Raw genomic sequence first — 24015 nt, 5'->3', positions numbered from 1 at the left:
AGATCCACGCCTCCCTCGCCACCCGCGACTGCCTGCCCGCGGAGCACTGGGTGGATGCCGGGTATCCCACCGCCGCCCAGATCCTCACCACCCGGGCCGAGCACGGAGTTGATCTGCACGGCCCGCTGGCCGGCAACACGTCGCCCCAGGCCAAGGGCGCCTTCGGGCTGCATGCGTTCGCCATCGACTGGGAACGCCAGCAGGCGACCTGCCCCAACGGTGTCACGGCCACGAAGTGGTACACGCGCGCCGATTCTAAGGGCCTGCCGGTCATTCAGGTGCGGTTCCCCGACAGCCGCTGCGGAGCTTGCCCCGACCTGCGTTCATGCGTGAGCTCGGCCACCGGCCGCCGCCGGGAACTCATGCTGCGGCAGCAACAGGCTGAACACGACGCCATCCGCACCATCCGAGCCGAGCAGCAGACCGACGCCTGGAAAGAGCGTTACAAGATCCGCGCTGGCGTCGAAGGCAGCATCTCTCAGGCCGTAGGGCGCTGTGGCCTGCGCAGATCCCGCTACCGCGGCCTGGCGAAGACCAGCCTCCAGCACCAACTCACCGGCGCCGCGATCAACCTCGCCCGCATCGACGCCCACCTCACCGGCACACCACGAGCCCGCACCCGCACCAGCCACTTCGCAGCACTTCGCCCCGCCGAGCTCATGCTCGACGGGGCGAAACAGGACCAGCCCCCGAATTGACCAACAGCGTCCCTGGAGGGGGCCGGCCCACAGCCGTTTACGCAGCAACTCCCCACAGCATGAGGTCGACCAGTTCAAGAGTGTGACCAGGCCCGAGTCAGCTCTCCCCATCCACCAGGTCGGGGAGCGGGCTGATGACGTCGGCCTCGGTCATCCCGACCGCCTGCGTCTCGTGGACAGCTCCCTGCCGGACGGCGTGGATACGGCCCGGGAGCCCTCGACGGCATGAGTCGCCAGAACACGAACTCCTCGGGCGGCGGCGTCGGAATCTGCACCCGCAGCACTCGGCACACCACGCGCTCGCCGCCAACGCCGCCTTACCCCACAGCAGAAGGCCGAGCATCCGCATGAGTTGCGTCGACGCGCTGACCGACAAGCGGACTATGGCGCCGTCCGGGTGGGCTTCTCGCGTGCGGCCCATCCAAGGGCCCTCACGCCGCGAACCCCGTCAGCATCCCCCGCTCTTACCGAGCGGGACAGCCCATTGAGGAGCGGTAAGGGAAGGTTTCGTGGCCCCTTCGGTGAAGAAGCACGTCCCGCTCGTTTCGCTGATCGTCATCTGCGGCTGGATCATCCTGGTCTTCATCAGCGCTCCTTTCGTCTCCGGACCGGACTCCATGGCCGGCACGCAGCGGTCTTCGCTGCTTCCGCGTGGGGCGGAGTCCACCGCGGTGGCCGCAGTACTGGAGGCGGCGCCGGCGAGCGCGGGCTCGGTCCCCTTGGTCGTGGTGTGGACCGCGACCCGCGATCCGCAGGGTCTGCGGGCGCGCGCCGCTCGCTCCCTGTCCTCACCGGAAGTGCGCGCCCTCACCGGGGGCGCGCGGATTCCTGTCTTGGTCTCGCGGGACGGTTCTGCCGCCGCGGGTGTGCTCCCGATCCGGACGGGACCGGGCAAGCCGTCGCCGGCACGGGCCGCGGCCGGGGTTCGGGCGGCGGCGGCCCGTGCCCCGTGGACGACGGTGGCGCTGGCGGGTCCGGCCGCGGTGCAGGCTGACCTCGACGGCGTCTTCGACGGGGTCGACAGCCGGCTGCTCGTCGTCGCGCTGGTGGCGGTACTGCTGATCTTGCTGGTGGTCTACCGCAGCCCTTTGCTGCCGCTCCTGGTGATCGTCACCTCCCTGTTGGCGCTCGTGGTCTCCTGTGCCCTCCTCTACGGGCCGGCCCGTGCGGCGGGCCTCATCGTCGACGGCCAGGTCCAGGGGATCCTCTTCGTTCTGATCATCGGGGCCACCACGGACTACGGACTGCTTCTCACCGCCCGCTACCGCGAGGAACTCGGTCGGGGGCAGACGGGCGAAGCCTCTCTGAGTCTCGCGTGGCGCCGGTCGTTGACCCCCTTGTCGGCCGGCGCTGCCACGGTGACCGCCGGGTTGCTCGCCCTGATGCTCAGCGATCTGCCCGTCCACCGCTCCCTGGGGGCGGCGGGCGCGATCGCCATGGGCTCCTCGCTCCTGTGCGCGCTGACGTTCCTCCCGGCCGCTCTCGGGCTGCTGGGGCCGGCGGTCTTCTGGCCCCGGCGCAAGCGCGCGGCGCCCGTGGATGGCGCGTGGTTGTGGCAGCGGATCGCGTCCGCTGTCGTCCGCCGGCCCCGCAGGATCTGGGCGTACGTCCTGGGCGCCCTCGTCCTCGGCGCCGCCTTGTCACCCGTGCTGAGCATGCAGGGCATCCCGCTCGACCGGGCACTCGCATCGACGGCACCGTCCGTCAGGGGACAGGCAGCCCTGGAGCGGTCCTTCCCCGGCGGGCTGGGCAACCCCGCAATCGTCCTGACGGATCCGGCGCACGTCGACGCGGTCACCTCGGCTGTCGCGCGAACCGTCGGAGTCGCCCGCGCCGACATCGTGGCGGGCCCCGGCGGACGCCCGGAGACGGTCGGGGGCCGCGCGCAGATCGCGGTCACCCTGACACACGTGGCGGACAGCCAAGCAGCCATGACCACCATTCGTGACCTGCGCACGTCCGTGGAGACAATCTCCGGAGCCGCCGTGCAGGTCGGCGGCCAGGCCGCCGAGGCGTACGACATGCGGGCGGCATGCGCCCGCGACCGGCTCGTGATCATGCCGGTGGCCCTCGTCCTCATCGCGTTGATCCTCGTCCTGCTCCTGCGCTGCCTCCTCCTGCCGCTCCTCCTGGTCCTCTCCGTCGTCCTGAGCTTCCTGTCGGCGCTGGGTGTGTGCGCGGTCGTGGCCCACCTTGTTACGGGATCCGCGGACACCGAGCCGACGATCGTGCTCTACTCCTTCGTCTTCCTCGTCGCGTTGGGCGTGGACTACAACATCTTCCTCATGCACCGCGTCCGCGAAGAGGCCATCCTCCACGGCACCCTGGTCGGCGTCAGGCGGGGACTCGTCTCGACTGCGGGCGTGGTCAGCTCGGCCGGGATCGTCCTGGCCACGACCTTCGCCGCGCTCACGGTGATGCCACTCGCCTACCTCGTCCACATCGGCGCGATCGTCGCGATCGGCGTCGTTCTGGACACCCTTGTCGTCCGGCTCTTCCTGGTACCCGCTCTCGTCACGGACCTGGGGCCGACCGTCTGGTGGCCCGCGATGCTGCCCTCCGACGTCGCGGCCGCCGTGCACCGCCTGATCGGCCCCAGCAGCCCCGTCGTGGCCACATCACAGCAGCGTCTGCGCGGAGGGTGAGCCAAGCGACAGTGGTCCACGTCCCGAGGGCTCCGAGTCCGTCATCGGTGCGTCACCTGGTCCCTGCTCCTTGGTCTCGCTCGCGGCGATCACGGGACAAGCCCATGACTGGCCGCAGGGACGGCCCCGAGGCGCATCGAGGCGGGATCGGCGGTTCGGGGCTGCCGAGCAATCTCGATCAAGAGCGGCAGCGAATAGGTACTAGAAGGGGCAAATGCCCCATCGTTGATGCCGGCCCCGCGCCGGTGAACTCCCCGGAAGGGGATGCGTCCCGATGGCAACCACGCGTTCAGTCCGTCTCACCGCTCTCATGGCGGTGCCCGCAGCCCTCACGATCGCCTTGGCCGCCCCGGCTCTGGCCAGCAACGGCCACAACAGCGGATCGCCGGCCCGTCATGGGCAGGACTACCAAGTCGGCCTGCGGCAGCTGAACAACTCGGGTGCCAGCGGCACCGCCTATCTCAGCCTCCACGGCCGGCAGCTCACCGTGAAGATCAACGCGTACGGTCTGGTGCCCGGACAGCCGCACGCCCAACACATCCACGGCTCCACCACCGGCCATGACTTCCGCTGCCCCGACGCGAGCGCCGACAAGAACGGCGACGGAATCGTCAGCACCGCCGAGGGCCTTCCCGCATACGGCGACATCAACATTTCGCTGACGACATCGGGCGACACCTCCAAGGCCAGCGGACTCGCCATCAACCGGATGCCCGTCGCCGACGCCAACGGGAACGTCTCCTACGCCCGCACGATCCCGGTCTCCCAGGCCGTTGCCGACCACCTGCAGAACCTGCACGTTGTGCAGCACGGCATCGACCCGAACGGCAACGGAAAGTACGACTTCGGCAAGGGAAAGAGCGAGCTCGACCCCAAGCTGCCCCAGGAAGCCACCGCACCGGCCAGCTGCGGAATGCTCCACGGCGCCACCGGCAACACGACGCCGATGAGCGGACACTGACCCGCCGAGAGCCGGCTCCCGCCCGGCTAGCAGACCCCGCACCCTGGGCCGCAGACACCCAGCGTGCGGTCCTCGTTCGTCGGCCACCCAACCGTGAGCAGCCTGGTCAACCTTGCCGAGCCTCATGAGCGACAGACCACCCCGGCGCCCATGGGCGGCAGTGTGCCCGACCCATGGTCTTCCTGGTCCCACCCTACGCTCACTTGAGGCGCTGCGGGGTGGTTTCCGCTTCGCAGTCGTCTTCTCGGTGGGCGCCGACGCGGTCTTCCTGGAGGTGGCCGTTCGGCGACAGGTTGTGAACGGTGGCGTCGACGGTGCGGGCGCTCTTGGCATCGGTGACGAAGTTTTCCAGCATGGTCATCAGGTCGACGACCTCGGCGGAGGCGGGCTCGGCCGGCTCAACGGACGCAGGGCGCGCGTCGCCGGCCTTCGCGGCGACGACCTGCCCCAGGGCGGCCCGGTGCCGCGATGCCGTAGAGCGGGTTGAGGTCTTCGTCGAGGTCCCTGCGGAGGGCGGGCACGATGGACGCGGGCAGCGCCATCACATAGGCGAGGCGCCGGATGAGAGGCCAGCCGTATCCGCCGGGGTGACCGGGGCCGGTGGAGCGGGCCGCGGGATGTTCGGGGCTGGCATCGCTGACGGCCAGGCGCAGGGTGTTCCCGTCGAGGGCGGCGTTGAAGGCAGCGATGCCGCCACCGTGGCGGATCGCGTTGGTGACGAGCTCCGAGGCGATCAGGAGGGCGTCCCCGGCGGCGGTGCTGTCGAGGGCGGCGCCCGCGGCCCGTGGGAGCTCGGCGACCCGTCGCCGGGCGGCTGCCGCGGTGCCGGCTGCCTGCGCGACGGGGCGGCGCCGGTGGGGGCCGGAGGCGCCGTCGACGGCAGCGGTCGGATTCACGCCTTATCGCCTGCTCTGGGAGCAGGCGGGCGAATCGGCCTAGAATACGGGCTTCGAAGTCATCGCCTGCTGCAGGCTGTCCGCCCAGAGGAGGGCGGGCGAGGTGTTGGTGACCTTGAACAGGCGGCGGACCGAGGTGCGCAGCGGGCTGGCGAGGGCCGGGACGGTTCCGACCGCGGCCCCGTACCGCCGGTTGGCCCCGGGCCCGATCATGCATGAAGAGGCGTGTCCTTGTGCCCGCCTGCGCGGATAAGAAACGCATAAGATCGTGTGCATGGTGGGGGCGGGGTCGGGCACATGGTGCCTCGGAGGTTGATAATCATGGTTCCCCTGCTTCTCGTTCTTCTGCTGGCACTGATCCTCTTCGGCGCGGGTTTCGCGGTGAAGATTCTCTGGTGGGTCGCCATCGCCGTCCTGGTCCTGTGGCTGGTCGGCTTCGTCGCCCGCCCCAAGGGCAGCAGCGGCCGCTGGTACCGCTGGTAGCCCTACGACAACACCGCAGCCACAACGCTGCATGCCGGTGGCATGGACCCCCGTCCCGATCGGGGGTCCAGGCCACCGGCATGTCCGCATACCCCACCCGCTCCGCGCCGGGTGAAGTCCCGCAGCGGGGGTATCCGGACAACAGCCGGGACGGCCGCCGTGACACAGCAGGGGGACCTGCTCACCTCCAACGACCGACGGCCGCCCCGGCCCCGAACCCAGATCCGGGCGCGGGCGGGCGGGCGTCAGGTTCTGTTCCGCCGCAGTCGGCCGCCGAGCAGCTGACGTACGGAGGCCGCCCCGGGAGCTCGGGGAAGAAAATCCCGGGGCGGCGTGCATTTCCCACCCCATAACGAGCCGGCACCCCGCGGGTTCCGGGCGGCGTACCCGGCCGCCACCCGCATGGCGGCAGCAACCGGCCCCGCCCCGTCAGCGTTGTACCGGCATGACGCACCGCACCGACACCGTCCCGCCCGATCCCGCCGCCGCGCCCAGCCGGTGCGCGATGTACGAGGCGGCCCGGATCCGCCGCCAGCTCACCGACACCGAATGGCACGAACTCCTCAAGACCCGGCCGCAGTGACGCCTCCTGAACGGGATCGTCTGCGCCGTGCCGTGGTCCGGCAGCGAGGTAAGCAGTACCTGCTGTCGGATCGCTCCCTCTTCCCGAACTGAGGTCTCGGAGGAGTACCAGGTGCTGCCGCACTCCGGGCACCTGAAGCGGGGCCACGGATAACTGGACGGGTAGTCAGTGCATTCAGGGGCGGGCGGCGGCTTCGAAGGAAAGGTCGCTGTACACGGGCCACATGTCCGCTCTGCGCCTGAACCGGTTGCTTCCGGTCGCCGCCACATCATGGTGCCGTGATCCTGAAACCGGAAGGGTGCCTCTCGGATCTGCGGCCAGGATCATCCAGGTCTAGACAACGACGTCTAAGAATGGCGGTCAGGAATCGATGCACATCTCCGACGGATACGCGGGGGGCAGCGGCGGCGGGGGCGCCCGGATTCTGGCCCGCGCGCTGCCGCCGCTCCTCGTGGTCATCGGTATCGTCTTCCAGCTGGTTACACCGCAGGAGCTCACCGGCACGCCCTTCTTCGCCGCCGCACCCCTCATCGCGGCCCCCCTCTTCGCGCGCTGGGTGGCGGTGTTTTTCGGCGCTGTCGGCGTCCTGGCCTCCGTACTCCTTCACCTGGTGGGTGGGAGGGTGCTGGCGGACGCCGCCGCCCAGCATCTCGCGACCGATCTGGCGACCATCGCCTTCGCGACCGTACTCGCGGTCCTGATCCACGGGATCGTGGAACGTGGCCGCCATCAGCTCGCCACTGCGCGAGGAGTCGCCGAGGCTGTCCAGAGAGCCGTTCTGCCGGCCCCGCCCGCCCGGATCGAGGGTCTGCGTCTGGCAGCGCGCTACGAGGCTGCCCGGACAGACACTCTGATCGGAGGCGACCTCTACGCAGCTCTGCAGACCCCCTACGGCGCCCGGCTGATCGTGGGCGACGTGCGGGGGAAGGGACTCGGCGCGATCGAGACCGTGGCCGTCATCCTCGGCGCCTTCTGGGAAGCCGCCGACAGCGAGCCGTCCCTTCCCGCACTGGCCGACCGGCTGGAGAAGGCTCTGATCCGCGCAGGGGAGCGGGGCGAAGCAGACGCCTCCGAGTGCTTTGCCACCTGTGTCCTAGCGGAGATTCCCCCCGACGGGGACAGCCTGCGCATCCTCAACCGAGGGCATCCCGAACCTCTCCTCCTTGACGCGGCAGGAGGTGTCACAGCACTTTACCCCGGCGAGTTCGCGCTGCCCCTGGGCCTCGGACACCTAGGGGGCGGCCCGAGCCGTTCAGACCAGTGGCCGTTCCCGCCTGACTCGACGCTCCTGCTCTACACCGACGGCCTGACGGAGAGCCGCGACGCCGCCGGTGACTTCTACGACCCTGTCCTGCACCTGGAAGGCAGAGCGTCCAGCTCACCGGGATCACTGCTGGCATCGATCGCTGCAGACGTACGCCGGCACACGAACGAAGCGAGAGACGACGACATGGCCTTGCTGGCCGTTACTCGCTCTCCGCGAAAGCCAACCGCCCCACCCGGCTGATGCCCTGATGGATCTCGGCGGCCGGCACCACGAACCCGGCATCCCTACGGGACGGCCCCCGGGGCGAACTCCACCAGGAGCAGGGCGGAGTCGTCGTCGGGCACCGCTCCGGTGAAGGCGGCGACGTCGGCACGCACGCGGCGCAGCGCTTCGTCGGGGCTGCCCTCACCCAGCAGCGGCCCCGCCCGCTCATCCACGGGGTAGAACCGCCCGTCACCGTCCCGGGCCTCACTCAGACCGTCGGTGTAGAGGAGGAGCCGGTCCCCGGGTCGCAGGGTCAGTCGCGTGACACTGTCCAGCACGTCGCCGGAGCCTGCCAGCCCGGTGAGCCCGAAGGGCAGCACCGGCTCGTCCGGCTCGACGAACCTGATGCTGCCATCAGCCGTGCGCAGGAGGGGCGAGGGGTGGCCCTGGTTGAAGGCGAGGAGCTGCCCGTCCGGGCCGATCTGGGCGAGGATGCCGGTCACGAACCGTTGGCCGTCCGTCGAGCGGCGCAGGGCGGATTCGATGCGGCGGCCGACCTCCGCGAGGTCCTCGTGCTCCGGACCGGCCTCGCGAAACGCGGCCAGCACCACGGCCGCGCAGCGAATGGTGCCCAGCCCCTTGCCCTGGACATCAGCGATCACAAGACGTACGCCATAGGGGGAGGGCACCGCCTTGTACAGGTCCCCTCCGACACGGGTGGCCTGGCTCGCGGATACGTAGGAGGCCCCGATCCGTACGGGGCCGAGCACCGGTGGCAGGGGGACGAAGAGCACGTCCTCCAGCGTCCTGGCCACCTCCTGCACGTCGACGAGGCGTCGCTCGGTCCTGAGCCTGACCCACGCGGCGTAGACGGCAGCGAGCGTGACGTACGCGATGGCGACCAGCGCGACGTACATGCGCAGCTCGCCGAACCGGTCGGCCTTCGCCGCGAACAGAAGGCAGAGCAGGACGGCGACGCCCCCCATCGCCACGACGTTCCGGATGGTTCCACGCCCCGCGGCGATCGCAGGACCGGCGGCGTACACCGGCAGCAGGTTGTACGCCGGCCCCGTCAGCGCGTCCACCACCGCGACACCCAGCATGACACCCAGGGGCAGAGCGGCAGGCGAACGCACCATCGGCCCGGCGGCTCGCAGCCACCTCATCGCCGCACCTCCTGTCCGCTCTCCGGCCAGGGACACTCGCGACCCGCCCGGATCAGGACCGCGACAGACGTGCTGGGATCACTCGGTGCCGTGTTCCGGCCGACCCTGGAATACCAACATAGAAGGGGCGAGCCGGGTCGGCGAGGCGGGCCAGGAAGCTTTCGGGGGGAGTAAAGGAGGCGGGGCTGACCAGCCTCGCCGTTGGTATCAAGAACCTCTCGCCCCCCGATCATGGTGACGGGAGCCGGCCGGCTGAGAGCGCACGAGGCCTGCCCGGACAACCTGCTCCTAGTCTTCTCGACTTGCCGCCAGTCGTCGGTGCGGACGGGAGTGGCAGCACGATGACGGGACCACTGAACCCGCGTGCCCAAACCACGGGCACGCGGGTTCAGGGTGTGACGATGGCGAAGTCGGGGTCGGGCCTTCCGAGGTGGCCGAGGAGTTCGGTGAGCCTGGCGGTGTCGCCGGTGGCCCGGACACCTTCCCTGGTGAGGAGGTCGGCGGGGGCGAGGGTGCCGAGGAGGACGGCGCGCAGGTCGGCTTCGGTGAGGGTGATGTCGAGATCGGGGTTCGCGTCGTAGGGAGCCTTGGCGGACCTGTGGGTGAGGACGCCGTTACGCAGGCGCAGGGTGATCGGGTCGGCTTCCGTGAGGTTCCAGCGGATGGTGATGTCGGCGTGCCAGGAACGGGGGCCGTCGACGCGGATCGCGGCGGCGTCGAAGAGCTGCTCCAGAGTGAGGGCCGCCAGGAAGTCGGGGGACGCGGTGGTGGTCGGGGTTCCGACCGCTCCCTCGCGCAGTTCCAGGGCGCCCATGAGGTAGAAGTTGCGCCAAGTGCCGTTCTCGCTGCCGTAGCCGAGCTGCTCCAAGGCCCGGGCCTGGAGGTCACGGGCCTCGGGGTTGTCCGGGTCCGCGAAGAGAACGTGGTTGACGACCTGCGCCACCCAACGGAAGTCGCCCTCGTCGAAGGACGCGCGGGCTCGGCGCAGGACCTCCCCGGCTCCGCCCATGAACTCGACGTAGCGGGTGGCGGCCTCGGCGGGCGGGTGCTCCCACAGGTGCGCCGGGTTGCCGTCGAACCAGCCGAGGTAGCGCTGGTAGACGGCCTTCGTGTTGTGGCTGACGGACCCGTAGTAGCCGTGGGTGTGCCAGGCCTGTTCCAGTGCGGGCGGCATCTCCATCCGCTCGGCGATCTCCAGCGGGGTCAGCCCCTCGTTGATCATGCGCAGGGTCTGGTCGTGCAGGTAGGCGTACAGGTCGCGCTGCTCGTTGAGGAAGGTGATCACCCGGTCTCCGCCCCACACCGGCCAATGGTGCGAGGCGAAGGCGACATCGGTGTCCGCCCCGAACAGGGTGACCGCCTCGGCAAGGTAGCGGGCCCACACACGGGGGTCGCGCACTTCGGCGCCGCGCAGGGTCAGCACATTGTGGAGGTTGTGGGTGGCGTTCTCGGCCATGCACAGGGCCCGGTGGTCGGGAAAGTGGATGTTCAACTCCGCCGGCGCCTCCGTGCCGGGGGTGAGTTGGAAGACCATGCGGATGCCGTCCACCTCCTCTTCCTGACCGGTCCGCGTGACGGTGAGGGTCGGCGGGATCAGACCGACGCTTCCGGTGGAGGTCGTCTGGCCCAGCCCGGCGCCGACCTGCCCGCGTTCGCCCCTGGGCAGCGCCGCGCCGTACATGTACGCGGCGCGCCGGGCCATCGCGGTCCCCGCGTAGACGTTCTCGCTCACCGCGTGCTCCAGGAAGCCGTGCGGGGCGATGACCGGGATTCCCGCGGCCAGCTCGGCATCCCCGACGACGCCGCGCACCCCGCCGAAGTGGTCGACGTGACTGTGGGTGTACAGCACCGCGGTCACGGGGCGCTCCCCGCGGTGGGCGCGGTAGAGAGCCAGGGCGGCGGCGGCCGTCTCCGACGAGATCAGCGGATCGATGACCAGGACGCCCTGGTCCCCCTCGACCAGCGTCATGTTCGACAGGTCGAAGCCGCGGACCTGGTAGATGCCCTCGGCAACCTCGAACAGGCCGTGGTCGGCGACCAGACGGCTCTGGCGCCACAGACTCGGATTGACCGTCGCCGGGCAGTCACCCGCCAGGAAGCCGTAGGCATCCAGGTCCCACACCGCGCCGTCGCCACCGCGTACGAGCGGATCGGGCGCCGTACCCAGGAAGCCCCGGCGCGCGTCCTCGAGGTCACGGGTGTCGTCGAACGGGAATCGGCGCAGGACCGCCGCGTTCGCCTCCACCACGGACGGCTCGGCAGGCGCGGGCCTGGTGCTGCGGTTCATGCTGCTCTCCTCGGCGGGCGTCCTGCACGTAGCCCGCCGACAGCGGGCCGTCCCCCTCACCCTCGCGGCTGAGGCAGCTGGCGACGAGCGGGATGAGCCGTCCGGGTGATGTCGGTCGCCGCTCCGATTCCGGGCCGTTTCCGGGCCGCTGTCGACGCAGGCCGTCCCGATACTCGGGAGATGATCAGCACACTGCGCGGCTGGGTCCTGCCCGCGAATCAGCGTCGGACCCTGGAGGACCTCGAAGCCGACCTCGACCTCTCCCACGGCGACGCCCGGGCGAAGCAGTCGGCGTTCTGGACCATGCTGCTGCTTTCGGCGGTCATCGCCGCGGGCGGGATCCTGACGGACTCCACCGCGACGGTCATCGGCGCGATGATCATCGCACCGCTGTCGACGCCGATCATGGGCATCGCTCTGGGCGCGGTCCAGCGCCGACGCACCTCGGCGGGCGTGTTCGTCGCGCTCGGGTGCCTGCTGGTGGTGCTGATCGGCGCGTTCGCGTCGCTGGTGGTCCCCGCCTCGTACGATCTTCTGTCCGACCCCCAGATCGCCGGGCGTACCTCACCCGGGCTGCTCGATCTCGCGGCGGCCCTCGCCACCGGGTTCGCCGGGGCGCTCGCCCTCGCCCGCAAGGACGTCGCCGCCGTCCTGCCCGGGGTCGCGATCGCCATTTCCCTGGTACCACCGCTCGTCGTCATGGGCGTTTGCGCCGGTCAGGCGTCCTGGTGGCTGTCCCTCGGCGCACTGGTGCTCTTCGTCTCCAACCTCCTGGCACTCGTGTTCGCCGGCATGGTGGTGTACGCCGCTCTCGGCCACACGGCGCCATCGACCGACCGGGCACCGCGCACCCTGCGCAGGGCCTACCTGACACTCGCCACGCTGTTCGCCGCCGTCGGCCTCGTACTCGCGGCGAGCACCGCGGGCACCGTGCTGGTGCACCTGTGGACCAGCCGCGCCTCGGACGCCGCCGCGGCCTGGCTCGCAGACGTACCCGGCGCCTCCGTCATCGACGTCCAGACACGCTCGCGCACCCTCTACATCCAGGTCCGAAGCCCCCAGGACCTCCCCCCGGTGGACGGCCTCCTCACCGACCTCGCAGGCCAGGTCCCCGACGGGATCCCCATCGTCGTCGTCACCACCCGGGGACAACAGATCCAGGCCGGACACGTCGGCCGCTGAAATCCGACGCACCGGCCGCACGGGAACGGACTCCGCCGGGGGTGCAAGGAGACCGACGTACAGAGGATCGGGAAACAGGTGACGGCGGTACAGGCACTCCCGAAGGTGTCACATAGACACCCAGTACGTGATCGGGAACCAAACGCCATCTGGAGGGTCTTATGGCGGTCTGACCGGGTCTGCTCGTCGTAGTACGACCATCAGCTGCCCCCGCTCAGCGTGCACCGCGGCCCGATCACCGGTGGCTCGACGGCTTCGGCGATCAGCAGCTCCCGACGGGTGTCGCGGCCGTCGGTGCGGTTCTCGCCGGCGTTCCAGTGCTTGAACGCGTCGCGGTCGTAGCCGTCCCGGGACTCGTCCGCGATCCGCAGCGCGGAAACCGCGACCCCGATCGGCAGTACCTCCGGCGCGGCGGCCGGCCCGCGGGCGGCGGTCCGGGCCGGGGCGTACGAGGCGAACGGCAGCTCCGCCGCCGGGACGGCCGGGGCGGCGCCAGCGGGGAGAGTCGTGGCGAGCAGGGGCAGGGTCGCGAGGGCGAGCGCGGGCAGACCACGACGCAGCAGGGTGATGATCACGACCCCGGGTTGTAGCCGCCCGGGCCGGGCCGCCGGGAGGTTCACCCGCAGAAACGGCACCGCAGGTGCCCGGCATCCCGCCGGTTGTGGCGCCTAAGGTGTCGGGCGCCACGCGGGCCGGGAACAGGGACCCGGCGTGGTCAGGCTCGCACGCCTCTCCCTTCTGCTCCTCGCCAGCCTCCGTCGCCGGCGGGGTCCTGCGCCCCCCTGTCCGTCGTGTGGTCAGGTGCGGAGGTCGCGCTGTTGATAGCCGATGATCCCTGCGGCGGTGGCGAGCGTGGCGGCGGCCGTCATCGATAGGGCGGCGGGCCAGTTGACGGGTTCGCCGGGTGCTGCGGCCAGGTGCGTGAATGGAGAGAGCTGGCCGACCCATGCCGGCCAGCCGGAAGTGTCGGCGATGACTTTCAGCAGGAATCCGCCTGCTGCGGGGAGCGAGCCGACGGTGGTGACCGCGCGTGGGGCCCAGCCCAGGGCGAAGACACCGGCGCCGAGGCAGAGGAGGGCGATGGGCACGATGTTCCATGCCCCGGACAGCGCGTCGATGAGGCCGAGTTCTGCTCCGACGGCTTGTGTCCCGCTCCAGGTGGCGAGGCCGGCGAGGGTGGTGAGCATGATGACGCCGCCGAGGGTGGCGGTGATCTCGGCGGTGAGCAATCTCCTGCGGGTGACGGGCTGGGCGAACAGGAGCGTGAGGCGCCGGCTGGTCTCGTCGGCGGCGAGCGTGGCGAGCCGGACCGCGGCGAAGGCTCCGGCCGGAACGGCCAGCAGCGCGAACAGTGTGGCGGTGTAGCCCTGGACGGTGCCGAGTTCGGCGAAGCCGGCCTGGGCGGCGAGGTCGGCGAAGTGCGGGTTGTCGGCGAGGAAGCCCGTCATGGACACGGTCAGTACGCCGATGAGGAGGTAGTAGGCGCCGATACCGGCCGACCAGGCGGCCAGTGGCCGCACGAGCCGCCGTACCGCGAACGCCTGGACCGAGCCGAGCAGGTGCATGCGCGGGGCCCGGCCGGACGGGGCGCGGAGGTAGCCGTCGCGGATGTCGCGCCGCCCGGCCACGGCGGCGGCCGCGGTGGCAAGTACCAGGCCGGCGGCGAACAGGGTCAGCAGGGGCCAGATCCGGTTTCCGTCGTAGGGGCGGGCCAGCGCGGTCAGGCCGAACGGCGAGAGCCAGCGCAGCCACCCCAGGGCGGCGACACCGTCGCCGCCCATCCGCAGCAGCATGCTGATGCCCAGCACGGCGACCGCGGCGCCGGTGGCCGAGGCCCGGGTCGCGAACACCTGGGCGGTCATCGTGCCCACCGCGGCGAAGAACATTCCGCACATGGCCAGCCCGGCACTGTGCACGGCGGCGCCGTCCGCGCCGGCGCCTGCTGCGGTGAGGCCGGTGAATGCTGCCGTGCCCGCGAGGAGTGACGCCGCGAGGAGGACGGCGAGGTGGCGTGCCACCACGGTGGTGACCGGCAGCCGGCCTGCGAGCAGGACGTCCCAGCGGCCGGCGTCCTCCTCGCCGCGGGTGATCCGCGTGGCGGCGAGCAGTGCCCATACGGCCAGCACGACCGCCAGTGCCGTCCCGGTGCGCCACACGGCGAACCCGCCGGGATCATCCAGCGCGAGCGGTTCGCCGAACAGGGTGCGGATCGCCGGGTTGCCCGCAAGCGCCTCAAGGGCTGTGGCATCCGCCGGGTCCTTGACGGTGCTGTGGTGGGCGACGACCGCCAGCGCCGACATTCCGGCCACCACAGCGGTCACGACGAGCGCGCCGCGTCTGGTCTGGCGCAGAGCCAGAGCTGTCACCGCCCGGCCCGCCATCGCGCCGCGGCCGGTGTGTGCGGCCGGCGGGGAGAGGGGGGTCACCGCTGCGTCCCGCCGTAGTAGCCGAGGAAGATTTCCTCCAGGGAGGGTTCGCGTACCGCGAGGCCGGCCACGTCCGCCTCCGCCAGCTTGTGCAGCGCGGGCCCTGGCGGGCCGGTGAGGGTGAACCGCACCGAGGTCGCGCCGGTCGCCTCCACTGCCTCCACTCCGGGCACACGGTCCAGGTCCGGGGGCGTGCCGGTGAAGGACACCGTCACTTCGGTGCGGTGCAGGCGTCGCAGTTCCGGCACGGCGGCGACGTCCACGAGCCGGCCGGCGCGCAGGATCGCCACCTTGTCGCAGACGGCCTCGACCTCGGCGAGCTGGTGGGAGCTGAGAAACACGCTCTGGCCGTTGTCCCGGGCCTCGCGGACCGCGTGGCGAAACTCGCGTTCCATCAGCGGGTCCAGGCCGCTGGTCGGCTCGTCCAGGACGAGCAGGGGTGCACGGGTGGAGAACGCGGCCACCAGTGCCACCTTCTGCCGGTTGCCCGTCGAGTAGGTACGGCCCGGTTTGGACAGGTCGAGGTCGAACCGCTCGACCAGCTCGTCGCGGTAGAGCCGGTCGGTTCCCGGGCCTGTGCGGGCCAGCAGCTCCAGCATCTCGGCGCCGGTCAGCTGTGGCCACAGCGCCACGTCGGCCGGTACGTAGGCCAGGTGCCGGTGCGTCACGGCGACGTCGGCGGCGTCGGTGCCGAAGATCGATGCCCGGCCGCCGGTGGGGCGGGCCAGTCCCAGCAGCAGCCGGATGGTGGTGGACTTGCCGGCCCCGTTGGGGCCGAGGAAGCCGAACACCTCACCGGCCGGGACGCTCAGATCCAGCCCGTCCAGCGCCAGGACACGGCCATAGCGTTTGGTCAGGGACTGTGTACGGAGGGCGGGCGGGACCATGTGGGCCTCCATGGTGCGGCGCGGCGGGCACAGGGCCCCTAATCGCCGACCAGACTTCCCGGCACACCGCTGGTGAACATACTCGCGCCAGACCACGCCGGACAAGGCATAGGACCAAACGAGTCCGCTGACTCCCGCAGTGCGGAACGAAGACCCTTCCGTGGCCGCTAGAGCGGCCCCCGGCCGTCCGACCGAGTCGTCCCTCGTCTCCGAATTCACTGACGCGTTCGGTACTCCGTATCCACCGGTGGGCGGGCCGTCTGCTCCGCACACCTGCGCATGCTCACATCGGTGTCAGGTTGCGATCGGCCCTGGCAGGAGGCGCACCACCAGGCGGCGACGGCGGCGGGCACCAGTGTGGCGGCCGAGTACAACGCAGGCCCCTCGGCGGGCATCGCCCCCAAGAGTGCCGGGAGGGTGAAGCCGTGGTCTTGGGTGGCCGTGTGCAGGCGGCTGCCTGGGATCCGGACCGCAGGATGAGCCCCCAAACACCCGCCCGGGTCAGTGCTTCCCTTCCGCATGGGCGTTGCGGGCGCTGTTTTCCACTTGGGTGAGCAGGTCCTGCCGGGTGGGCTCGTCCATGGTGCGGGCCTGGGCCCAGGTGCGGGCCATGTCGAGGCCCTGGGCATGCAGGCGTTCCGCGCGTCGCTGTTCAGGGGTGTTCTTGAGTTCCTGGAGCCACGTGGCGGTGAGGCGACCGGCCGGCTCCGACTGGTCTGTCTGTTCGGCGAACAGATGGTCGAAGACCGTAGTGTGCCATTTCCGGGCCTCTTGGGTGTCCTGGCTTACGGCTGCGTCGGCGATGCCGTCCAGGATGCCGAGAGCGCGGGCGTTCTTCGTCGGCTGCAAGGAGAGATTTACGCCGGTCGCGTCCGCAGGGACGGCCGCAAGCTGCGCAGCTACGGTGTGGGTCTCCGCCATTCGCAGTAGGGCGTATGCCTGGGGGTCCACCGCCACGGCGCGCAGGGTCTTTGTAAGTACGTCATTCCAGACCGCCAGGTGGTACGTACCATCGGCTTCCCAGGGCGACTTGTTGTCGCCTGCGTTCGCTATGTATTCGCTGTTGAGACCGGCGAGCATCTCATGTAGGTCGGGTGCGTAGTCGGCCAGGGCAGCGGCGAGGGGGACCCTCAAGGCGGGGTCGAGATCGATCTTCTGCGACTGCACCCAGCCGAGCGCAAAGAGGACGTCCTTCATCGCCTGCGCCTGCGCCTGGGTGTGACGCCCCGGTTGACTGCCCGCAGTCGCCTTTACGATCGCCTCTCCGAGTGCCGCGCAGCTGATGCCAGGGTGGACAGCAGCCCCCACTGATTTCTGTACGCTCACGTTTTCGGCCAGGCCGTTGCAGGGCGGGGACGTCTCGCGACCGAGGAGGAACCAGGCCCCGAATGCGCCCAGCAGTGCCAGGCATACTCCTGCCCCGGCCCATGCTTTCACTGGAACGGCCAGGCGTCCCGTGCTGCCCGTCATCGACGTCCCCACTTCACTCTTCTCGCTGCCCGATCAGTTGGTCGTGTCGGTCAGGTACTTGTGCGCTGTTTCAGTACCGCGGGTACGCCCTTCGAGGACGTCGCGGCTGTAGTCCTGAATGAAGCTCTCTGGGATGTCCGGCCTGTCCTTGGCCCACTCACGGATCATGATCGGCAGTTGGTTGTTGACCTCAAGGTACTCGTCCGCGATCTGAGGGTTGACCTTGGCGTCGACCTCGCCCTTCATCCGGTTGCCCCACTCCCAGGCCCAGGTGTCGACGCCGCGCTGGATCGCGTCGCCGAAGGCGATGGAGACGCCGCCGGCGGTGGTGAAGTACATGGGAGTCACCGCACCGCCGATGACGTGGTAGGCGAGCTTCGCCTTCCAGTCGGCCTCGCTGTACCCGGCCATCCGGCCATCGTTGATCACGTCTTCCCGGATGGAACTCATGACGCCCAGAGCGGTGCCCCCCTTGTTGATCGGGTTGGTGACGTCCGGTCCCTGTGCCCCCTTTGGGATCTCTTCCAAGGACAGGTCGATGTACCGGGACTCCGCCTTGTGAAGCGTTCCGTAAGCCTCCGGGTCCTCCGAGAGGCCGCGCATGAACTGCACCAGGTCTTTCTGGCTGACCGCCATGTGGGTCTTGTCGCCGTCCTGGAAGTACCCGGTCCCGGACGCGGAGATGTACTTGGAGTCCAGTCCTCCGAGGATTTCGTGAGTGTCCTCGGTATAGGTGGCCAGGGCCCGGGCCAGGGGCTCACGCATGTTCTCGTGCACGGTCTGGTCGGGGCCGAGTCCCCCGATCACGTCGTGCATGATCCGCGCTTGTCCCTCGGTGTGAGGCGTCGCCGGCCAGGGGTCCTGGTTCGGGCCGAGCGGCGTATGGCCGGTCGTACCGGATTCAAGGAGCAGTCCCAGACCGGTGCGGGCGTCCTTGCCCTCGCTCTCGGTATCGCTGTGCGTCTCGATGTTCCCGTGCCAGACGGGAGTGTCATCGAACTTCCAGTCGCGTTCCTTCAGCAGGTACTGGAGGGTGTCGTTCTTGTGGTCCGCTCCGGGGTCGAGGTAAGAGGTGGCGGCGGCCGGGTCCTTGGACATGATGCCGAGCAGGCCGTCGAGCGGGTCGTTGGCGAACCATCCGCCGTTCTTGTCGCTGAAGTCGCCCTGGAGATCCCAGATGTTCGGGTCGCCGCCGCGCTTCTTGTCCTCCGCCGAGCGGATGTCGTCGGCCAGGTCGTGCATGAACGGCGCCGAGTAGCCGTCGCCGTTCTGCATGAGGGTGATCAGACTCTGATAGCCCCGCACCTGCTGCCCGTGGCCGCGGCTGATGGTGTTGGGGCCCTCGGCGGCTTCCTTGAGGTCGAACTTCTCGACGCCGGCCTTCTTCAGCTGCTCTCGGAAGTCCTTGTAGAACTGCGACTTCGGGTCCTGCATCGCGTTGGACAGGGAGTTGGCGAGTCCCTTCTCCAGGTCCAGGTAGGTCTGCCGGCCCCTTTTGTCATCGTAGTAGGCCAGGTCGTTGAGTTTGTTCGTGAACTTGAGCGTGTTCTGGGCACCCATCCCGTTGAGGAAGGTCTGGTTGAACTCGGTGCTCTTGGCGTTGTCGCGGAAGGAGCGGTCCAGCTCTGCGTAATCGGCTGCCGACACCTTGTCCCCGCTGTTGATACGGGTGGCGATGTCCTCGGCGTTGCGGGCCTCGTACACCTCGATGTCGCCTTGCGCGTCGGCGTTGAAGCCGTTGAGGGTTTCGTCGTTGCCCTTGCCGAAGGCGTCCTTGTTGCTGTCCACCACGACCGCCTCAAGGGCGATCTTGATACCCTGGTCGGCTTCGGAGACGGCTTTCACCTGGTCGTTGATGTGCTGCTGCCACTTGTTGACCCCGTTACGGATAGTGGTCTGTCCGTCGGGGTCGTGCTGGTAGGCGCTCCGCTCGGCGGGAGTCAGCTTGGCGTAGTCGAACGCCACCGTTCCCTGCTCCGAGACGGTCATGCCCGCCTTGATCGCGTCGTCGCGCGCGGACTCGAGGCGCTTCTTCAGGTCGGCGAACTGGGTGTGGGCATCGCGCAGCAGGCTCGCGACCGCCTTGGCCTGGATCTGCGCTGCGGAGTACTCGTACCGTGTCGCGGCGAAGCTGGTGTGGGCGACTTCGACGCTGACGCCGCTCCAGTTGGGCCCCATGGTGACCTTCTGGACACTGTCGCCGTAGCGGGTCTCGACCTTCTTCAGCTCGCCGGCCATCTCGTCCCACTTGCCCGCTGCCGTCGTCAGCAGGCCCAGGTCGGTCGACATCACTTCGTGGTACGTCAACATGTACTGCCCCCTCTCACAGACCGTTCAGCTTCGACTGGGTGCCCAGGGGGCGGAACCCGTCCCCTGTGCCGAGGTCGTTCTGTACGAACAGGCCCGAGGCACCGCGCAGCGAACCCTTCTCAGAACCAAGCCGGCCCATGAGGACTTTCACCTGCTGGTCCCACGTCTCCGCCACCTTCTTCAGGCCCACAGCCGTATCCCAGCCCTCGAAGCCCTTGACCGCGGTGTTGGTGCTCTCATCCGCGTGCTCTGCGGCCTTCTTGGTGTTCGGCTCGAGCTCGGTCTCGATGGTGTTGGCGGCAGCCCTCTTCTGCGCCGGCGTCGACGCGAAAGTCCCTCCGCCCCCGCCCCCGCCGCCGTCAGCTGCCGGAACACTGTTGAGCCGCATGGCTGCCTGATCAGCGGCCCTTGCTCTCTCGCTGCCCCACTCCTGCGTGAAATCCCCCGACACGACCGCCCCCGTTCAACTCAAAAACGCTTTGTTCCCTGCAGACCGTCAAACTGACCTTGCTTGCGGACGAAGCACAGGCCGACGTCGGTCTGGGAGCTGCGGGAGGCCACTGCCCAATGACTACCGCGTCCAACGGCCGCGCGGCAGCGACCACCGCATGCCGGGAACGGCGCAGCTCTCCTCGACACAGGGCATTCCTTGATCATCTCCCCCGCTTCGCGGCAGCGCATTGCCGTCGCCCGGCAGTCTTTACCCGCCATTCGCTGCCGGTGAAGGACCTCTTTGCTGCCTATGGCACCCTGATTGCGCGTCAATGGGTTCGCCGACGCGAGGAGAACGGGGGAGTGCGTGACGGAGCGGGAAGCACCGCAAGACCAGCTGACGGGGTATGCCGAGTGCCTGCGCGACGCCTGCAGCACCGGGCGCCGGATGACGCGCTCCGAGCTGGAGGCACGCCGCGCCGAGGGGGAGCGGGCCGCGGAGCTCGGCCTCATGCTGCGCGTGATGATCCGCGAGCACCTGGCCGTGTCCCAGGAGGTCCTCACCCGGGTGCCGCTCCAGCAGGCAGGTTCGCTTCTTGCCGTGACCGAACAGGCAATAGACGCCTTCGTCGAAGGCTACGAGCGCGCCCAGCACCAGGCCGTGCGCCAGGAGGAGGCCGCACGTCGCGAGTTCATCGACGACCTCCTCTACGGGCGCAGCGATCTCGGAAGGCTGGCGGAGCGTGCCGAACGGTTCGGGCTGCGCCTCTCCCAGGCCCACGCGGTGGCCGTGGCGAGCGGACCTGAGCCGTACGGCGACGGCTACCCGGTAGCCCGCGGGATCGAATCGGCGGTACTGACACGGTTCGCGGGCAGGCAGATCCTTCTCACCACCAAGGACGGACGGTTGATCTGTGTGGCCCCGGGCGACCAGCCGGACGTTCTGGCGTTCTTCGCCAAGCAGGCGTACGCCGCCACCGACGGCGGGAAAGTCGCCATAGGCCGCTCCCATCCGGGCGCCGGCGGCGTGGTGCACTCCTATGAGGAGGCGCTCAACGCCCTCGAGCTGGCGGAGCGGCTGGGCCTGGACGGGCCGGTGCTGCACGCCGCGGATCTGCTGGTCTATCCGGTCCTGACGCGGGATCGGCAGGCGATGGCCGATCTGGTGGACAGCGTGCTGGGCCCGCTGCGTAAAGGGCGCGGTGGCGCCCAGCCCTTCATCGACACGCTCACCGCGTACTTCGACAGCGGATGCGTGGCGACCGAGGCCGCACGCCTGCTGTCGCTGAGCGTGCGGGCGCTGACCTACCGGCTGGAGCGGATCCACAGCCTCACCGGCGCCGACCCGGCCGACCCGGTGAACCGCTACACGCTCCAGACGGCGGTGATCGGCGCCCGCCTCCTGGGCTGGCCCGGCACCGAGGCATGAACAAGGAGATGTGGTCTCTCCAGGCCGTACGGTGCTGCCGGATGCAGCAGCACGCCCCATCGCAAACCGTGAACTCCACCCTGCTGGGACACCGTCTTTGACGCCATCGAGCCCGATTACCAGCAGCGCGGCAAGAGGGTCACCATCGTCAGCCTGAACGATCTCAGCCCTGAGGTGCACGACAAGCTCGCCGGACAGCTCAGCGCCGCCCACAGAGAGCTCCGCGGCCACAAGCGTGTGCCCTCCGCCTCAAGCGGAGGGCGCTTCTCATACCGCCCGGCAGGCAGCGGCCGGCGCCTTCGGAACGCGGCCCGCGGCAGGACCTCATCCCGCCTCACCCAGGCGATCACTGTCGATCTGCGGCAACCGCTGGACGCGATCTGCGGCACCGCTGGACGCTTCGGAACGCAGTCGTAGAAGCCCGGATTCCGGGCCGGTCCGGCCCCTCGGCCGACCCTCACGGTTGTCGGTGTCCCCTTTCCGACCGAGCCGCGGACCAGCGCCTGCGCAGCCAGTCGCCGGTCTCACCGAGACCGACCAGCACGGCGGCGCTGCCCGCGCATGCGGCGGGGGAAGCGGGTTGGTCCGCGATCACGCTGATGCCCCAGATGAGCACGGCGACCGTGGCCCACCAAGCCGTCAGTGAGATGACCTCGGAGCGTGTCTGGTGCCGGTTCACCGTTCTCCTTCGGTCCTTTTGCGGTGCTGGACGGCGAGGGCCACGAGCACGGGGAAGGCCGCTGCGGACCAGATGATCGGGTGGAGCCAGTAGGGCCCGTCGAGCCAGAGCAGCATCCACAGGGTGGCGAACGTGTCCACGACCAGACCGAGGGCGATCCATCCGGCCATCCGCAGTCCCCGGGGATGGCCTGCCAGGCATCTATCGGTACGGCAGAGCCACCACCAGGCCGCCGTCAGCCCGAGCCCGCCCATCACGGTGCACGCGAGTGCGGCGGCGATGTTGTACAGGGGTGCCCCTTGTGGACTGTCGCCGGTTGCCTGCATCAGCTCCCGGCCGGAAACGGCCGTGATGTCACCGCGCCATACGTGCGCGGTGACCTGATCTCCGACGTGCAGCCGACGCAGGAGCGGCTCGTCGCTGTCGAAGTTCACGTGCCTTGTGCCATGGGCATGGTCCTCGACCTTGGCCCAGTAGCTGGCCCCGCGGCCGCCTTGAATGTGGATTTTCATCACGGTGACGGGGGCGGTTCGTACGCATTCCTCTTCAGGGAGCGCCTGGGGCGTGGTGCAGGGTCGGGCCGATGCGTGGGCGCGTTCGTCCGCGACGGCTGCAGGCAGCAGGGCGAACAGGACGGCGGCCGCTGCGACGCCGCCCAGCCCGCCCAGGAGAGCCAACACCCCCCTGGCGTGCAGACGCCGCCTGCGTCGGGCGCGTGTCCGCTCGGTGCGACTCCTCTTACGTCTGGACACGGCTCGTCTCCCGGTCAGTGGTGACCGGCGGGCGGGAGGGCCTGGGCGACCCGGCGGCGGGGATCCCGGCGAGGTCGTCGACGTGGAAGAGGCGGGCGATCGGTACGTCGGTGCTGCTGTGGGCGATGATCGAGAAGGCGATGCAGATCGCGATGAGGGTGTACGCCTCCTCGCCCTGCGGGATGCCGGCTTGAAGGACCAGAAGGCCGTAGACGACGGACGCGAAGCCCTTGGGGCCGAACCAGGCGGCGACCAGCTTCTCCCGTCGCTCCAGCCGGGTACCCAGCAGCGACAGGAGCAGCGAGGCCGGGCGGATCATGACGATCGCCAGGATCACGGCCGCGTACCCGCCGAGTGACAGGTCGCCGAAGAGCTGGGGGGTGAGCAGGGCGCCGAAGACGAGCAGGGCGGCGAACTTGGCCAGCTCCGCCAACGCTTCGCCGAGCGGCTCGAAGACTGTCTTCGCCTCGGGCGACACGGAGGCCAGGACGGCGCCGGCGGAGAACGCGGCCAGGTAGGGGTTGGCGTGGGTGAGGTGGCACAACCCGTACAGGATGATGCCGGTCGCCAGAGGCAGCAGTGGCTGGAGCTTGGGCTCCGCCCCCAGCAGTCGCAGCCGCACCAAGGCGTTGACCGCCAGTGGGAGGACTATCCCGAAGAGGAGTCCCAGCCCGAGCTCCAGACCGATCGTCGGGATGGATGCCTGCATTTGGCCGGAGGTCGGTCCTGCGACGGCGATGAGGATCAGGACCACCGGAAGGGCGAGACCGTCGTTGATGCCGCTCTCCACGTTGAGCAGCTGGCGCAGCTTCGCCGGAACCTCCTTGCGCCCCACGATGGCCGAGGCGAACACCGGGTCCGTCGGTGCCAGCACCGCACCCACCAGGAAGGAGGTCGTCCAGTCCAGCCCGACGAGGTAGTGGGTGATCAGAGCCATGCCGGCCATGGCCAGCGGCATGCCGAGTCCCAGGGCGCGGGCCGGGTTCTTCCAGTTCTGGCGCAGCTTCGGGAAGGAGACGTGCATGCCGTCGGTGAATAGCACAGCGAACAGGGCCAGATCAGCCGTGACGGCCACGATCGGGCTGTCGGCCGTGATGTGGACCAGCCCGAGGAACCCGTCACTGACCAGTGCTCCGCCCACGAGGAACAGCAGCGAGGTCGAGAGCACGGTGCGGGCGGCGAGCCCGGAGAAGAGCACCGCGATCAACAGCGCCACACCGAAGACAGCAACGAGCACCATGGCAGAAGCCCCCGATTC

General features: G+C 69.7%; 19 protein-coding genes and 2 pseudogenes. 8 read left to right on the top strand and 13 right to left on the bottom strand.

What is annotated here, in order from left to right:
• Window positions 1-2 precede the first annotated feature (2 nt).
• The 3 genes and pseudogenes from ACZ6S8_RS35415 to ACZ6S8_RS35405 form a co-directional block, all read left to right on the top strand.
• Window positions 3-698 (top strand): annotated as a pseudogene (locus ACZ6S8_RS35415) (transposase); the annotation flags it as partial.
• A gap of 509 nt (window positions 699-1207) precedes the next feature.
• On the top strand, window positions 1208-3343 hold the full coding sequence (locus ACZ6S8_RS35410) for an MMPL family transporter (protein ID WP_469462006.1): 2136 nt from the start codon (window positions 1208-1210) through the stop codon (window positions 3341-3343).
• A 274-nt stretch (window positions 3344-3617) separates the two neighbouring features.
• Window positions 3618-4298, top strand: a pseudogene (locus ACZ6S8_RS35405) (hypothetical protein); the annotation flags it as partial.
• A gap of 205 nt (window positions 4299-4503) precedes the next feature.
• Here the strand turns inward: ACZ6S8_RS35405 and ACZ6S8_RS35400 are convergent.
• The 3 genes from ACZ6S8_RS35400 to ACZ6S8_RS35390 are packed head-to-tail and all read right to left on the bottom strand — an operon-like array spanning window position 4504 to window position 5413.
• Window positions 4504-4665, bottom strand: a complete 162-nt coding sequence (locus tag ACZ6S8_RS35400; RefSeq protein WP_469462004.1) for a hypothetical protein — start codon at window positions 4663-4665, stop codon at window positions 4504-4506.
• 37 nt (window positions 4666-4702) lie between these two features.
• Window positions 4703-5200 carry an ATP-binding protein gene (locus ACZ6S8_RS35395; RefSeq protein WP_469462003.1) on the bottom strand — a complete coding sequence of 166 codons (498 nt, stop codon included), beginning with the start codon at window positions 5198-5200 and terminating at the stop codon, window positions 4703-4705.
• 39 nt (window positions 5201-5239) lie between these two features.
• Window positions 5240-5413: a hypothetical protein gene (locus tag ACZ6S8_RS35390; RefSeq protein ID WP_469462001.1), complete on the bottom strand. Its 174-nt coding sequence runs from the start codon at window positions 5411-5413 to the stop codon at window positions 5240-5242.
• Between the two features lie 108 nt (window positions 5414-5521).
• On the opposite strand from ACZ6S8_RS35390, the gene ACZ6S8_RS35385 reads away from it, so the two are divergent.
• The 3 genes from ACZ6S8_RS35385 (at window position 5522) to ACZ6S8_RS35375 (ending at window position 7773) form a co-directional block, all read left to right on the top strand.
• Window positions 5522-5683, top strand: a complete 162-nt coding sequence (locus ACZ6S8_RS35385) for a hydrophobic protein (RefSeq protein WP_267726032.1) — start codon at window positions 5522-5524, stop codon at window positions 5681-5683.
• Window positions 5684-6128: 445 nt separating this feature from the next.
• Window positions 6129-6266: a hypothetical protein gene (locus tag ACZ6S8_RS35380; RefSeq protein WP_469461999.1), complete on the top strand. Its 138-nt coding sequence runs from the start codon at window positions 6129-6131 to the stop codon at window positions 6264-6266.
• Between the two features lie 370 nt (window positions 6267-6636).
• Window positions 6637-7773 carry a PP2C family protein-serine/threonine phosphatase gene (locus ACZ6S8_RS35375; protein ID WP_469461997.1) on the top strand — a complete coding sequence of 379 codons (1137 nt, stop codon included), beginning with the start codon at window positions 6637-6639 and terminating at the stop codon, window positions 7771-7773.
• A 44-nt stretch (window positions 7774-7817) separates the two neighbouring features.
• On the opposite strand, the gene ACZ6S8_RS35370 is transcribed toward ACZ6S8_RS35375, so the two are convergent.
• Both ACZ6S8_RS35370 and ACZ6S8_RS35365 read right to left on the bottom strand, forming a co-directional pair.
• Window positions 7818-8903 (bottom strand): PP2C family protein-serine/threonine phosphatase, encoded by a 1086-nt coding sequence (locus ACZ6S8_RS35370; RefSeq protein WP_469461995.1) that lies wholly within the window; start codon window positions 8901-8903, stop codon window positions 7818-7820.
• A 388-nt stretch (window positions 8904-9291) separates the two neighbouring features.
• Entirely contained in the window at window positions 9292-11190 is a 1899-nt protein-coding gene (locus ACZ6S8_RS35365; protein WP_469461993.1) for an alkyl/aryl-sulfatase, read from the bottom strand.
• Window positions 11191-11370: 180 nt separating this feature from the next.
• On the opposite strand from ACZ6S8_RS35365, the gene ACZ6S8_RS35360 reads away from it, so the two are divergent.
• Entirely contained in the window at window positions 11371-12372 is a 1002-nt protein-coding gene (locus ACZ6S8_RS35360) for a DUF389 domain-containing protein (RefSeq protein ID WP_469461992.1), read from the top strand.
• A 200-nt stretch (window positions 12373-12572) separates the two neighbouring features.
• Here ACZ6S8_RS35360 and ACZ6S8_RS35355 read toward each other — a convergent pair whose 3' ends face one another.
• The 6 genes from ACZ6S8_RS35355 to ACZ6S8_RS35330 form a co-directional block, all read right to left on the bottom strand.
• Entirely contained in the window at window positions 12573-12947 is a 375-nt protein-coding gene (locus ACZ6S8_RS35355) for a hypothetical protein (RefSeq protein ID WP_469461990.1), read from the bottom strand.
• A 222-nt stretch (window positions 12948-13169) separates the two neighbouring features.
• On the bottom strand, window positions 13170-14738 hold the full coding sequence (locus ACZ6S8_RS35350; protein WP_469461989.1) for an ABC transporter permease: 1569 nt from the start codon (window positions 14736-14738) through the stop codon (window positions 13170-13172).
• Window positions 14739-14794: 56 nt separating this feature from the next.
• Complete coding sequence (locus ACZ6S8_RS35345) at window positions 14795-15685, bottom strand: ABC transporter ATP-binding protein (RefSeq protein WP_469461988.1); 891 nt, start codon at window positions 15683-15685, stop codon at window positions 14795-14797.
• 501 nt (window positions 15686-16186) lie between these two features.
• On the bottom strand, window positions 16187-17155 hold the full coding sequence (locus ACZ6S8_RS35340) for a hypothetical protein (protein ID WP_469461986.1): 969 nt from the start codon (window positions 17153-17155) through the stop codon (window positions 16187-16189).
• A 33-nt stretch (window positions 17156-17188) separates the two neighbouring features.
• Window positions 17189-19465: a hypothetical protein gene (locus ACZ6S8_RS35335; protein WP_469461984.1), complete on the bottom strand. Its 2277-nt coding sequence runs from the start codon at window positions 19463-19465 to the stop codon at window positions 17189-17191.
• Window positions 19466-19478: 13 nt separating this feature from the next.
• Window positions 19479-19853, bottom strand: coding sequence for a hypothetical protein (locus ACZ6S8_RS35330; protein ID WP_469461983.1), 375 nt, complete (start codon window positions 19851-19853; stop codon window positions 19479-19481).
• A gap of 411 nt (window positions 19854-20264) precedes the next feature.
• Here ACZ6S8_RS35330 and ACZ6S8_RS35325 point away from each other — a divergent pair, with 411 nt between their 5' ends.
• Window positions 20265-21326, top strand: coding sequence for a PucR family transcriptional regulator (locus ACZ6S8_RS35325; RefSeq protein WP_469461982.1), 1062 nt, complete (start codon window positions 20265-20267; stop codon window positions 21324-21326).
• Between the two features lie 675 nt (window positions 21327-22001).
• On the opposite strand, the gene ACZ6S8_RS35320 is transcribed toward ACZ6S8_RS35325, so the two are convergent.
• Window positions 22002-22439 (bottom strand): hypothetical protein, encoded by a 438-nt coding sequence (locus tag ACZ6S8_RS35320; protein WP_469461980.1) that lies wholly within the window; start codon window positions 22437-22439, stop codon window positions 22002-22004.
• Between the two features lie 304 nt (window positions 22440-22743).
• Complete coding sequence (locus tag ACZ6S8_RS35315) at window positions 22744-23997, bottom strand: cation:proton antiporter (RefSeq protein WP_469461978.1); 1254 nt, start codon at window positions 23995-23997, stop codon at window positions 22744-22746.
• Window positions 23998-24015 lie beyond the last annotated feature (18 nt).

This window comes from Streptomyces sp. NPDC048461 (assembly GCF_055587105.1).
The sequence above is the reverse complement of the archived record's forward strand: the minus strand, read 5'-3'. Positions and strand labels throughout refer to the sequence as shown.

What these genes read in the sequence shown, in the direction of transcription:
- ACZ6S8_RS35365 (WP_469461993.1), bottom strand. Translation starts at nt 11,190, where the DNA reads ATGAACCGCAGCACCAGGCCCGCGCCTGCCGAGCCGTCCGTGGTGGAG.
- ACZ6S8_RS35335 (WP_469461984.1), bottom strand. Translation starts at nt 19,465, where the DNA reads ATGTTGACGTACCACGAAGTGATGTCGACCGACCTGGGCCTGCTGACG.
- ACZ6S8_RS35370 (WP_469461995.1), bottom strand. Translation starts at nt 8,903, where the DNA reads ATGAGGTGGCTGCGAGCCGCCGGGCCGATGGTGCGTTCGCCTGCCGCT.
- ACZ6S8_RS35375 (WP_469461997.1), top strand. Translation starts at nt 6,637, where the DNA reads ATGCACATCTCCGACGGATACGCGGGGGGCAGCGGCGGCGGGGGCGCC.
- ACZ6S8_RS35330 (WP_469461983.1), bottom strand. Translation starts at nt 19,853, where the DNA reads ATGCGGCTCAACAGTGTTCCGGCAGCTGACGGCGGCGGGGGCGGGGGC.
- ACZ6S8_RS35390 (WP_469462001.1), bottom strand. Translation starts at nt 5,413, where the DNA reads ATGATCGGGCCCGGGGCCAACCGGCGGTACGGGGCCGCGGTCGGAACC.
- ACZ6S8_RS35315 (WP_469461978.1), bottom strand. Translation starts at nt 23,997, where the DNA reads ATGGTGCTCGTTGCTGTCTTCGGTGTGGCGCTGTTGATCGCGGTGCTC.
- ACZ6S8_RS35380 (WP_469461999.1), top strand. Translation starts at nt 6,129, where the DNA reads ATGACGCACCGCACCGACACCGTCCCGCCCGATCCCGCCGCCGCGCCC.
- ACZ6S8_RS35385 (WP_267726032.1), top strand. Translation starts at nt 5,522, where the DNA reads ATGGTTCCCCTGCTTCTCGTTCTTCTGCTGGCACTGATCCTCTTCGGC.
- ACZ6S8_RS35360 (WP_469461992.1), top strand. Translation starts at nt 11,371, where the DNA reads ATGATCAGCACACTGCGCGGCTGGGTCCTGCCCGCGAATCAGCGTCGG.
- ACZ6S8_RS35400 (WP_469462004.1), bottom strand. Translation starts at nt 4,665, where the DNA reads ATGACCATGCTGGAAAACTTCGTCACCGATGCCAAGAGCGCCCGCACC.
- ACZ6S8_RS35340 (WP_469461986.1), bottom strand. Translation starts at nt 17,155, where the DNA reads ATGACGGGCAGCACGGGACGCCTGGCCGTTCCAGTGAAAGCATGGGCC.
- ACZ6S8_RS35345 (WP_469461988.1), bottom strand. Translation starts at nt 15,685, where the DNA reads ATGGTCCCGCCCGCCCTCCGTACACAGTCCCTGACCAAACGCTATGGC.